The sequence below is a fragment of the Vreelandella lionensis genome (assembly GCF_002087295.1).
GTDB classification, from domain to species: Bacteria; Pseudomonadota; Gammaproteobacteria; order Pseudomonadales; family Halomonadaceae; genus Vreelandella; species Vreelandella lionensis.
In genome coordinates, this window is the sequence record NZ_MWVI01000071.1 from 84950 (window position 1) to 93390 (window position 8441).

The 8441-nt window shown below is 56.3% G+C and carries 4 protein-coding genes and 4 pseudogenes; 3 read left to right on the forward strand and 5 right to left on the reverse strand.

The features are described from left to right. Nucleotides 1–108 precede the first annotated feature (108 nt). Both B4967_RS10085 and aptA read right to left on the reverse strand, forming a co-directional pair. Nucleotides 109–1604 (reverse strand): annotated as a pseudogene (locus B4967_RS10085) (CoA-acylating methylmalonate-semialdehyde dehydrogenase). A 30-nt stretch (nt 1605–1634) separates the two neighbouring features. Beyond that, nucleotides 1635–3019, reverse strand: a pseudogene (aptA, locus tag B4967_RS10090) (omega-aminotransferase AptA). Nucleotides 3020–3222: 203 nt separating this feature from the next. On the opposite strand from aptA, the pseudogene B4967_RS10095 reads away from it, so the two are divergent. Further along, a pseudogene (locus B4967_RS10095) lies at nt 3223–4487 on the forward strand (Zn-dependent hydrolase). Nucleotides 4488–4529: 42 nt separating this feature from the next. Here B4967_RS10095 and hmuQ read toward each other — a convergent pair. Then, the gene (gene hmuQ / locus B4967_RS10100) at nt 4530–4832 is read right to left on the reverse strand and encodes a heme-degrading protein HmuQ (protein WP_062363117.1); all 303 of its coding nucleotides are present in this window, start codon (nt 4830–4832) and stop codon (nt 4530–4532) included. 111 nt (nt 4833–4943) lie between these two features. Here hmuQ and B4967_RS19380 point away from each other — a divergent pair. Beyond that, nucleotides 4944–5279: pseudogene (locus tag B4967_RS19380) on the forward strand (deoxyribodipyrimidine photo-lyase); the annotation flags it as partial. A 412-nt stretch (nt 5280–5691) separates the two neighbouring features. After that, nucleotides 5692–6525: an FAD-binding domain-containing protein gene (locus tag B4967_RS19385; RefSeq protein ID WP_243470494.1), complete on the forward strand. Its 834-nt coding sequence runs from the start codon at nt 5692–5694 to the stop codon at nt 6523–6525. A 397-nt stretch (nt 6526–6922) separates the two neighbouring features. Here B4967_RS19385 and B4967_RS10110 read toward each other — a convergent pair whose 3' ends face one another. Both B4967_RS10110 and B4967_RS10115 read right to left on the reverse strand, forming a co-directional pair. Then, the gene (locus tag B4967_RS10110) at nt 6923–7609 is read right to left on the reverse strand and encodes a hypothetical protein (RefSeq protein ID WP_139794466.1); all 687 of its coding nucleotides are present in this window, start codon (nt 7607–7609) and stop codon (nt 6923–6925) included. A 453-nt stretch (nt 7610–8062) separates the two neighbouring features. Next, on the reverse strand, nt 8063–8441 hold a 379-nt coding region (locus tag B4967_RS10115), incomplete at its 5' end, for a hypothetical protein (RefSeq protein WP_207953614.1).

Sequence of the window (8441 nt, forward strand, 5' to 3'; positions counted from 1 at the left end):
TATCCCTTTGCAACCCTGACCGCTAATAATACGCACCAAAAAATACACCACCGCCCAACAATGATGCAGGCGGTGGTGCAGTGAAGATGGCGCAGTTAGCGCATCGCGTCAACGCTGGTTAGTAGGAAACGAGAACTCCGCCCGGGTGGCTTCGCTGACGGAAGGCCAGCGCTGGGAGACCGCTTTGCGACGGGTATAAAAACGCACCGCGTCTGGTCCGTAGGCGTGAAGGTCGCCAAACAGCGAGCGCTTCCAGCCGCCAAAGCTGTGGTAGGCCACCGGCACGGGCAGCGGTACGTTCACCCCCACCATGCCAACCTCGATACCGTCGGTGAACCGGCGGGCGGCTTCGCCATCGCGGGTAAACAGGCAGGTGCCATTGCCGTATTCGTGGTCGTTGATCAGGTGCATCGCATCGTCCAGGCTGCCGACCCGCACTACGCAGAGCACTGGCCCCAAGATCTCTTCCTGGGAAATGCGCATGTCAGCGGTGACGTTATCGAACAGGCAGCCACCCACAAAGTAGCCCTCCTCATGGCCAGCCACGGTCAGGCCACGGCCATCCGCTACCAGCGAAGCGCCAGCATTCACACCGTCTTCAATAAACCCAAGCACTTTATCGCGATGCTCTGCAGTGACCAGCGGGCCCATATCCAGGCCTTTATCGGTACCCGGCCCCACCTTCAGCTTAGCTATTTTGGGCAGCATGGTTTCCACTAATCGGTCGGCGGTTTCATCACCTACGCATACCGCTACTGAGATCGCCATGCAGCGCTCGCCGCAGCTGCCGTAGGCGGCACCCATCAGGGTGTTGGCGGCGTTTTCCAGGTCGGCATCCGGAGAATCACCGCGTGGTTCTTCGCCCCGCCCAGGGCCTGAACGCGCTTGCCCGCCGCCGAGCCACGAGAATAAATCGCTTCCGCCACGGGTGTGGAACCCACAAACGAAATGGCTTTGACGGCTTTGGCATCTAAGAGTGTTTCCACCGCTTCGCGACCGCCGTGAATCACGTTCATCACGCCTTTGGGCAGCCCCGCTTCTTGCAGCAGTTCAGCCACGGCCATGGCCGCTGATGGGTCTTTCTCAGATGGTTTGAGAATAAAGGTGTTACCGCAGGCAATCGCCATCGGGTACATCCACAGCGGCACCATGGCGGGGAAGTTAAACGGGGTAATGCCCGCTACCACGCCCAGCGGCTGGAAGTTAGACCAGGCATCAATGCCTGGCCCCACGTTGTGGGAGTACTCGCCTTTTAACAGCTCTGGCACGCCACAGGCGTACTCGACATTCTCAATGCCGCGCTTCAGCTCGCCCATGGCGTCTTCGACCGTTTTGCCATGCTCTTCGCTGACCAGTCGCACGAGGCGTTCCGCGTGCTCTTCCAGCAGCTGCTTAAAGCGGTACATCACCTGGGCGCGCTTGGCGGGCGGCGTATCGCGCCAGGCAGGAAAAGCGGCCTGGGCTGCGGCAATGGCACGCTCCACATCCGCCGCGCTGGCATCCGCCACGTGGCGAATCACTTTTCCTGTAGAAGGGTTGGTGACGTCCAGCGTGCGCTGGCTTTCTAATAGCTCACCGTTAATCAGGTGGGAAACAACACTCATCATGAAACTCCAAAACAGGGTTGGCCAGGGCTACGCCAGTGAATCCAGGGTGGTCGCAACGGCATCGAACAAACGCTCAAGCTCGGCTTCCGTGGTGCCAAAGGGAGGGCCGAACTGCAGGGTGTCGCCGCCGTAGCGCACGTAAAAGCCCGCTTCCCACAGCGCCATATGGGCATCGCGGGGGCGAATGGTGGGGTCGCCGTTGCGCGGCGCTAGCTGAAGGGCACCAGCCAAGCCGTAGTTACGAATATCGACAATGTGGTTGTGGCCTTTTAGGGCGTGCAGCTTCTGCTCGAATATGGGGGCGATAGCATTCACCTGAGCGGGGAAGTTTTCGCGCTCCATCATCTCCAGCGCTGCCAGCCCCGCCGCGCAGGCCACGGGGTGGGCGCTGTAGGTGTAGCCGTGGGGGAATTCAATGGCGTGCTGGGCACCGCCTGCGTGCATAAAGGTGTCGAAAATCTCACCAGAGGCGATCACTGCGCCCATCGGCACCGCGCCATTGGTGATCTGTTTAGCCACGTTCATGATATCCGGCGTGACGCCAAACGCTTCGGCCCCGGTGGTCGCCCCACTGCGGCCAAAGGCGGTAATCACCTCATCAAAAATCAGCAGAATATCGTGGGCGGTGCAGATCTCCCGCAGCCGATCCAGGTAACCTTTTGGCGGAACAATCACACCCGCCGAGCCCGACATCGGCTCCACAATACCGCCGCAATGGTAGAGGCATCGTGCAGGGCGATTTGATCCAGCAGCGCGTCGGCAAGCTCAGCGCCGGTTTCCGCTTGGCCACGGGTGTACGCATGGCCAGCCTGCAGGGTGTGGGGCAGGTGCGTCACGTCCATCAACTGGCCGTAGTGCTTACGGTTGCCGCCAATACCTCCCAGGCTGGTGCCGCCAATATTTACCCCGTGGTAGCCCTTGGCGCGGCCGATCATGCGGGTTTTTTCCGGCTTACCTTTTAAACGCCAGTAGGCCTTGGCCATCTTGACCGAGGTATCGGCGGCTTCTGAACCGGAGTTGGTGAAAAACACGTGATCCAGCCCGGCAGGCGTTAAGCTCGCGACCTTTTCCGCCAGTTTGAATGCCAACGGGTGGGCAATCTGAAAGCCAGGGGCAAAATCCAGCGTGCCCAGCTGCGCCGCCACGGCTTTTTGGATCTCTTCACGGTTATGGCCTGCCCCGCAGGTCCATAGGCCAGAGAGCGAATCAAACAGCTTGCGCCCCTGGTCATCAATGTAATAACGCCCTTCCGCCCCCGCAATCATGCGCGGGTTGGCGCGGAAATCGCGGTTCGCGCTGAACGGCATCCAGAAATGCTGGTTGAGGGCGGTGCCCTGCTCATCGGCTGGGTGCGTGTGGGTAGTGGTGCGGTTTTTTAATCCGCTTTTTAGTCCGCTTTTTAATCCAAACATAGTGGCCAAGCTCCATCGCTAACAGGCATAGCCACAGCATGCGCCACCCACCACGTTTATAAAATTAACCTTTTCTTTTGTTCACGTTAGAGAATTTAGACGTAATTGGGCGGCATTTATCTCTACGCTGGCTAGTAGCCAATAACAACTAACAGGACGCCGCCAGCATTACCTGTGCCACTTTGAAAAGGACGACATAACGTATGAACTCGCTTGTTGACCCCACCACAACACTCGATCATTTACGCACCGACAGCGACCGCCTTTGGGCGGCACTGATGGAGATGGCCACGCTGGGCGCTACCGCGAAAGGCGGCGTCAATCGCCAAGCATTGACCGAGCTAGACCGCCAAGGCCGCGACCTGTTTATTCAGTGGTGCCGCGCCGAAGGCTGCACCATTCGCATCGATAATATCGGCAATATTTTTGCCCGCCGAGAAGGCAGCGACACCAACGCCAAAACGGTGATGGCAGGCAGCCATTTGGATAGCCAGCCCACGGGCGGTAAGTACGACGGCTGCTTTGGCGTGCTGGCAGGGCTGGAAGTCATCCGCACCTTAAACGAACACCGCATTACCACTAAAGCGCCGATTGAAGTGGTCGCGTGGACCAACGAAGAGGGCTGCCGATTCCCGCCCTGCATGATGGGCTCCGGCGTGTTTACCGGCGAGCTGGAATTCGATGCCATGATGGCGCGTAAAGACGCCGATGGCGTGTCGGTCAGCGATGCCCTAGACGCTATTCACTACCGAGGCAGCGACGAGGTATCGCCCAGCGAGATTAAGGCCTACTTTGAGCCGCATATCGAGCAGGGCCCTATCTTAGAAGACACCGACACCACCATTGGCGTGGTGATTGGCGCGCTGGGCCAGAAATGGTTTGACCTCACTCTTACCGGCCTAGAGGCCCATGCAGGCCCCACGCCCATGCACCTGCGCCGGGACGCCATGATGGGCGCAGCGGAAGTGACTCAAGCGCTTAACCGGATTGCCAACGAACACCAGCCCCACGGGCGCGGCACCGTCGGGTATATGGCGCTGCACCCCGGCTCGCGCAACGTGATTCCTGGGCAGGTCAAGATGACGCTGGATATGCGCCACTGGGAGCCAGATGCATTAACGGCTATGGGCGACGCGGTGGCCGCAGCGATTGAGGAGATTTGCCAGCGCCACGGGTTAACCTATGAACTAACGCCCACGGCGGATTTTGCCCCCGAGTATTTCAATAAAGCGTGTGTCGAGGCCGTGCGCCAAGGGGCTGAAAAGCTAGAGTTATCTCATATGGATATCATCAGCGGGGCGGGGCACGATGCGATTTTCATTGGCCGAGTGGCCCCAGCGGCGATGATCTTTATTCCCTGCAAAGACGGCATCAGCCACAACGAAGCGGAAAGCGGACGCCAGGCGATGTTCATGCAGGGTGTAACGTGCTGCTGCACGCCATGTTAGAAGCAGCAGGCACCGCCTGAGAGTATCGCTACCGCACCCAGGTGCGGTAGCCATTTCCTGCCTTACAACACCACCTCAAACCCCTCAAACTTAGGCGGGCCAAGGTAGATGCCTTCTGGCGCTTTGGCGTTGGCGTGGGCTTTGCGGAAGGCATCTGACTTCGTCCAGGCGCGGAAGGCCTCTTCGGATTCCCATACGCTGTGGGAGATAAATACGGTGTGGTCTTCCTGGCTTTCGCCCTGCAGCATTTGGAACTGCTTGAAGCCCGGCACTTCGTCCAAGTGGGAATCGCGGTTGCGCCATACCTCTAGAAAATCCTCTTCGCGGCCTGGGGCAATCCGAAAACGGTTCATTGCGATATACATAGTGGTTCTCCTGTGAGCGGGTGTGACTCAGTTGGTTACGCAAACAATCGCTTGATGGTAACGTCATCACTGCATCACGAATAGATAAGTGACGAACAGGCGTTACGGCTAATGGCTCAGGCACCCCTTCAGGTCGTTTGGTTCAAACGCGATTTACGTATTCACGATCACGCACCGCTGGCCAACGCCGCAGCGGCGGGCCCTGTGCTGCCGCTATTTGCTATTGAGCCCGCACAGTGGCAAGCGCCCGACAGCGCCCTGCGCCACTGGCAGTTTGCCGCCGATTCACTGGTTGATCTTGCCCAAGCGCTCAACACGCTGGGCTTGCCGCTCTGCCTGTGGCAGGGCGATATAGTGGAGTGCCTAACCGCGCTAAAAGCCCACTACGGCGAACTGGTGCTGCACTCCCACCAAGAGACCGGCAACGCTTGGAGTTTTGAGCGCGACCAACGTGTTCAGGCGTGGTGCCACGCCCACCAAGTGCCCTGGCAGGAAGCCCGCCAGCAGGGCGTGATTCGCGGGCTGAGTAGCCGCACCGGGCATCAATCCCGCTGGGAAAGCCACTGGGAAGCGCTGATGGCCGCCCCCACCTACCCCGCCCCGCCAACAGCGGTGGCAGCTCCCGGTTGGGAAGCATTTCATCACGTAGACGTAGCGCAACTGCCCTCGCTCACTTTGGGGTTTGATACCACGCCCTGCCCCCAACGCCAGCGCGGCGGGCGCAGTGAAGGGCGCGCGCTGTGGCTGAGCTTTATTACCCAGCGCGGGCGGCGCTATCGCGGCTCGCTCTCTAAACCGTTACTGGCCTGGGAGTTTGGATCGCGGCTCTCGCCGCACTTTGGCCTGGGGCACGCTCTCCATGCGGGAAGTGGTGCAATCCCTGCGCCGCCAGCGGCAAAAGCACGCCGACGACACCGCCTGGGCCCGCTCGCTGCGCGCCTTTACCTCGCGGCTCTATTGGCACTGCCACTTTATTCAGAAGTTGGAGAGCGAACCCAGCATCGAGCATCAAACCCTCCACCCGGCGCTGCGCGGCCTGCGGGAGCGCGACCCGGAACATCCCCACCTGATTGCCTGGAAGCGCGGCCAAACCGGCGTGCCGCTGGTAGATGCCTGCATGCGCAGCCTGACCGCCACCGGCTGGATCAACTTTCGCATGCGCGCCATGCTGCTCTCCCACGCCACTTTTGGTCTGGGGCTGCACTGGTATGAACCAGCATTGCACCTAGCGCGGCTGTTTACTGATTTTGAGCCCGGCATTCACTACCCCCAAGTGCAAATGCAGGCAGGCGCCACCGGCACCAACGCCATGCGGGTCTACAACCCGATCAAGCAGGCAGAAGATAACGACCCCACCGGCGAGTTCATCGCCCGCTGGGTGCCAGAGCTTTCGCCCCTGCCTCAGGAATGGCGCGCCAAGCCCTGGGCGCTGCCGGAAAGCCTGCAAAAACGCTTCGGCTTTCAGCCGGGCGTCGATTACCCCATTCCCAACGATTTTGAAGCCGAAGCGCGCCACTGGAAGAAGCTGCTCTATGAACTGCGCCGCACTCCGGAGGCTAGAGATGCCAGCCAAGCGATTGTGGAGAAGCTGGCGAGTCAGCGGCGGCCTTCTGCTCGGCGTGGTAAAAAAGTGGAGGCTGATAATCGGCAGCAGCTTTTGTTGTTTGGTGAGAGTGGGATGGGGAATGGATAGCTGTATAATACGTCCGTTGAGCCATTCGGTACCAGTCGTACTCTATTTGGCGATGCCAACACAGGCTAAAGCCGCATCGAGGAAAACCACGGCATAAGCGAAACGGTTTTGCTGACTAGCCCATCGTCTTAATATTTCTAAATCTAAATTCAGGTATCCAGCCTTGCCATTGGCATGGTATCTGCAATATGAGAAGACTCTTACTGTTAGCTAGGTTGCTATTACCGAACCACTTCAGTAATTCCGTCAGGTGCCAACCATCCTGAGCCTCATGCAAGGAGTGGCTGACATGGGGAAAATTAGTTGACAGAAACGTGTTTAACGCAATGCTTTTCGGCAATTTTGGAGACGCGAAGAAGTGGAAATACTGTCCGTTAACAGTGACTTATTAGAAGTTTTACCCAACGGATTCTTTAATTTCAATTAGGTAAGCTAGATCGTGAGTTTTCTCAAACTCCCGTATTGCATAACGTTTCCTAGAAAACTCGAGTGCCACACCTCCAAGTTCTACCAAAACCGCCGTGCCCAGCGAAGCAATAGGACCTCCGAAAAATGCAGCTGCAATACTTGTCGCAGCAGCAGCCTGGAGACTCTTCGCATCAAGAAGAGATGAAATGCAGCCATTAGTAGACTCAAACCCGAGCCGCTTCCTTGTTGCACTGTATTCATCAAGGCGACGCCCCAAATCGTCGATGACAAATGACGTAGGCATCCCTTGATAATTGTTGTGGAAGAAAAGGCGCAGATTGCGCAACTTTGATCTTGCTTCGGGATCTTTGCGAAGCTCAAGTATCTGCTCCCACGAAGCCTTGGAAGCGTCTACAAGCGGGACCCCGGACAGCCCTAACGCTGCATATGGAGTAGTTCCGGGAAGCGGTTCTTCGCTCGGCAATATCACCGTTGTATATGATTTCCCAAGAGCTTTAGCCAGCTTACTAAACTCATCTCTTACCGAATACTGATTTCCGAGCGACACGTCGTTAAGGTAGATTTCCTTGACATCATCGTAGTTATTTGAAAGGCTTTTTCTTACTGGCTGTATTGCCTTTATGAATGCATCCCAAGAGTCGATGTATTTTCCCAAGTAGGTTCCATTTCTCGGGCGAGCTAGTTGGCGAAACACCAAAGAGAATGTGCACAAGCACTTCGCCTGGAATATCTTCAGGAAGTTTAAACAAGACATCACGCCCCTCACCTTGTCCGTGCATAGACGAAAAAGAAATCGGGATTACACTATCGAAATATAGTGCAGCAGTTTTGAGATCTTCAAAACAAACTGCGTTCTGGCTGAATGTATATGTCATATCAAAAGCTCTAACTCTTGCAGTTTATTCAGGCACAAAACTTAGCTCAGTGGGCGTCAGACATGACGCTCTTCTTAGAGCTCATTTATCAAGCCCATACTCGACAAGACTCCTTTCACTCTATCTTCTCTGCAATTATGTCATAATATATCTTTAGTGAAGCGCCAAAAAATCTAGCCATTATCGTTTAGGAGTTACCAACAACCCCTCTTCCCTAGAGTGACAAAGCACTTTCAGCCGCTCCCACTATCGAGGATATAAAAATTATAAAAACTTTCAATCTCACCATTTACTCGCTGTAGTCTTTTTCTGACGTCTTCGTGCTCTGCATGCAAGTTTTTCCCAGCATCAAAATATGTTTCGGGGGTTGTCAACCCATCCGCAAGCTCTTTAATTTCCGGAAGTAATTTTTCGTAATGGTTTTTTAGCACAATGAGAGCATTGATTCTATTTTGATTTGAAGCTTCTAAAATTGATTTTTGTGCTTGCTCAGAACTCCTCTTCGCTTGTCTAACTTGCAAATGAGCATGAGCGGCTGAAACAATCGCAGCCAGTGCGCTGAGCATGCTTACCACTGTAGTTGTATCCATAGTAATGCTGTCCTTTATCAGT

Bases quoted from the DNA above. Each gene is read 5' to 3' on its own strand.
- hmuQ (WP_062363117.1), bottom strand. From the start codon at position 4,832: ATGTATATCGCAATGAACCGTTTTCGGATTGCCCCAGGCCGCGAAGAG.
- B4967_RS19385 (WP_243470494.1), top strand. From the start codon at position 5,692: ATGCGGGAAGTGGTGCAATCCCTGCGCCGCCAGCGGCAAAAGCACGCC.